Consider the following 3,685-nt stretch of genomic DNA (forward strand, 5'->3'; position numbering starts at 1 on the left):
TTCGACTCGCTGACCGCGGTGGAGCTGCGCAACCGGCTGACCGCCGAGACCGGGCTGCGGCTGCCGGCCACGCTGATCTTCGACCACCCGTCGCCCGCCGACCTGGCGGCGCACCTGCTGGCCGGGCTCGCGCCCGAAGAAGCGGACGCGGACGCGGCGGTGCTGGCCGAGCTGGACCGGCTCGAGCGCGTGCTCGAAAGCGCCGGCGACAGCAGGCGGATCACCGCGCGCCTGGAGACGCTGCTGGCCCGGCGGCGCGCCACGCAGACGGCGGAGGAGTCCGGCGACGGGCTCGACGCCGCCACCGACGACGAAATCTTCGACCTGATCGACAACGAGCTCGGGCTGTCCTGAATGGACGCCACGCACCGACGGGATGGGGCCTGATGGACAACGACGCGAAGCTCCGGGAATACCTGAAGAAGGTGACCGCGGACCTCCGGCGCGCCCGCAAGCGCATCCAGGAGGTGGAGGACGCCGGGTACGAGCCGATCGCGATCGTCGGGATGGCCTGCCGGTTCCCGGGCGGCGTCCGTTCGCCCGAGGACCTGTGGCAGCTGGTGGACGGCGGCCGCGACGCGATGTCCGGGTTCCCGGCCGACCGCGGCTGGCCCGACGCGCACGACGCCGGGTTCGCCGCCGAGGGCGGGTTCGTGCACGACGCGGGCCTCTTCGACGCCGGGTTCTTCGGCATCTCGCCGCGCGAAGCGCTCGCGATGGACCCGCAGCAGCGGCTGTTGCTCGAGACGTCGTGGGAGGCGCTGGAGCGCGCGGGGATCGTGCCGGAGACGGTGCGTGGCAGCCGGGCCGCGGTGTTCGTCGGCGCCGCGCACCAGGGGTACGCCACCGGGGCGGGGGAGGACGCCGAAGCCGTCGCCGGGCACCTGATGACCGGGACCGCGACCAGTGTCCTGTCCGGCCGCATCTCCTACGTCCTCGGCCTCGAAGGCCCGTCGGTCACCGTCGACACGGCGTGTTCGTCGTCGCTGGTCGCGCTGCACCTGGCCGTGCAGTCGCTGCGGCGCGGGGAGTCCGACCTCGCGCTCGCCGGCGGCGCGGCGGTGATGGTCAACCCGGGCATGTTCACCGAAATGCAGCGCCAGGGCGGCCTTTCCGGCAACGGCCGGTGCAAGGCGTTCGCCGAGGGCGCCGACGGCACCGGCTGGGGCGAAGGCGTCGGCATGCTGCTGGTCGAGCGGCTGTCCGACGCGCGGCGCCTCGGCCACCCGGTACTGGCCGTCGTCCGCGGCTCGGCCGTCAACCAGGACGGCGCGAGCAGCGGCCTGTCCGCGCCGAACGGCCCGTCCCAGCAGCGCGTGATCCGCGACGCGCTCGCCGACGCCCGCGTGTCCACTGTGGACGTCGACCTGGTCGAGGCGCACGGCACCGGCACCGCGCTGGGCGATCCGATCGAGGCGCAGGCCCTGCTGGCGACCTACGGCCAGGACCGGCCGGCTCCGCTGTGGCTCGGTTCGGTCAAGTCGAACATCGGCCACACCCAGGCGGCGGCCGGGGTCAGCGGCATCATCAAGCTCGTCATGGCGCTGCGGAACCGCCGGATGCCGCCGACCCTGCACGCCGGGACGCCGTCGACGAAGATCGACTGGGCCGAGGGCGCGGTCGAACTGCTGCAGGAAGGCCGGGACTGGACCGCCGACCGGCCGCGCCGGGGTGCGGTGTCGTCGTTCGGGATCTCCGGCACCAACGCGCACATCATCCTGGAAGAGTCCGAAGAGGAATCACCGGTCGCTGCGGCCGCTGATGCGGTGCTGCCGTGGGTGCTCTCGGCGAAGTCGCCCGAGGCGCTTCGCGAGCAGGCCACTCGACTGTCCACAATCGACGCCGACCCGGCCGGTGTTGCCTGCTCGCTCGCGACAACCCGGTCCACCTTCACACACCGCGCCGTCGTCGTCGGCGAAGACCGCGAGCGCCTGCTCGCCGGGGTCCGCGCGCTGGCCGACGGCGTTCCCGCGTCGAACGTCGTCTCCGGCACCGCCGGCAGCAGCGGCAAGGTCGCCATGGTCTTCCCGGGCCAGGGTGCCCAGTGGGCCGGGATGGCGACGGAGCTGCTCGCGACGTCCGAGGTCTTCGCGGCGCGCTTCACCGAGTGCGCCCAGGCACTCGAACCGCACACCGGTTTCTCCTTGCTGGACGACGACATCGACCTGGACCGCGTCGACGTCGTGCAGCCCGCGTTGTTCGCGATGATGGTGTCCCTCGCCGCGCTGTGGGCCGCCCACGGCGTGCGGCCGGACGCGGTGATCGGGCACTCCCAGGGGGAGATCGCCGCCGCCGTCGTCTCGGGTGCGCTGTCTCTTGAGGACGGTGCGCGGGTGGTCGCGCTGCGCAGCAAGGCGATCCTCGCGCTGGCGGGCGCGGGCGGGATGGTGTCCGTGGCCGCTTCGCGCGAACGGACCGAGGAACTCGCCCGGCCGTGGGGCGAGCGCATCTCGATCGCCGCGGTGAACGGCCCCGCCGCGACCGTCGTCTCGGGTGAGCCGGGAGCGCTCGACGAGTTCATGGCCGCCTGCGAAGAGGTACGCACCCGTCGCATCCCGGTGGACTACGCGTCCCACTCCGTCCAGGTGGAGCAGCTGCGCGAAGAACTCCTGGAGGTGCTCGCGCCGATCACACCGCGAGCGGGGGAGACGGCGTTCTTCTCCACGGTGACCGGCGAGTGGATCGACGGCACCGCCCTCGACGCCGAGTACTGGTACACCAACCTGCGCGGCACCGTCCGGCTGGATATCGCGGTCGAGCAGCTCAAGAGCCAGGGCTTCGGCACGTTCGTGGAGGCGTCGCCGCACCCGGTGCTCACGATGGCGATCGGCGAAGGCGTCGTCGCGCTCGGCTCGCTGCGTCGCGGCGAAGGCGGCTTGGCGCGCTTCGCGCTTTCGGTTGCCGAAGCGCACGTACACGGCGTCAAGGTCGATTGGACGCCGTACTTCGACGGCGCGAGCCGCGTCGACCTGCCCACCTACGCCTTCCAGCACCGGCACTACTGGCTGAAGCCCGGCACGCCCGTGGCGGCCGCCCCGGCGGACCACGGGTTCTGGGAGGTCGTCGACAGCAACGACCTCCAGACCGTCGCCGACACCCTCGGCGTCGACACCGAGATCCCGCTGAGCGAACTGCTGCCCGCGCTGAGCGAGTGGCGCCGCGCCGCCCACGACAAGTCCACTGTGGAATCCTGGCGGTACGACGTTCGCTGGCGTCCCGCACCGGAACCCGTGGGAACGCTGTCCGGTCGTTGGCTCGCGGTGGTCGCGCCGGGCCAGGACACGGCCGTCTTGGACGCCCTCGGGGTCGAGATCGTGCCGGTCGAGGTGACCGGCGACCGCGAGAGCCTGTCCGCCCGCCTGCGTGACGCCGAGCCGAACCCGGCGGGCGTGCTTTCCTTGCTGGGCTTCGACGAACGGCCGCACCCGGAGTTCCCCGAGCTGCCGTCCGGCGTCGCGGGCACGCTCCTGCTCGCGCAGGCCCTCGGCGACGCGGAGATCACCGCGCCGCTGTGGCTGCTGACGTCCGGCGCCGTCGCGACGGACTCGCCGTCGCCCGCCCAGGCCCAGATCTGGGGCCTCGGCCGCGTCATCGGCCTCGAGCACCCGAACCGCTGGGGCGGCCTGGTCGACCTGCCCGCCGACGTCGACGACCGGGCCGCGGGACGGCTCGCCGCGATCCTGGA

The 3,685-nt window shown here is 73.1% G+C and carries 2 protein-coding genes; both read left to right on the forward strand.

Annotated features, from left to right (window positions below; all coding sequences use genetic code 11):
• Positions 1–354, forward strand: a 354-nt coding sequence (locus tag G3I65_RS14650) for an acyl carrier protein (RefSeq protein ID WP_239071173.1), incomplete at its 5' end; no start/stop codon positions are given.
• Positions 355–383: 29 nt separating this feature from the next.
• Positions 384–3,685 (forward strand): type I polyketide synthase (locus G3I65_RS14655; RefSeq protein ID WP_375336683.1); only part of this gene is annotated, 3,302 nt, incomplete at its 3' end.

Origin of the sequence: Amycolatopsis sp. SID8362, assembly GCF_010550475.1 — a bacterium.
Classification (GTDB): domain Bacteria; phylum Actinomycetota; class Actinomycetes; order Mycobacteriales; family Pseudonocardiaceae; genus Amycolatopsis; species Amycolatopsis eburnea.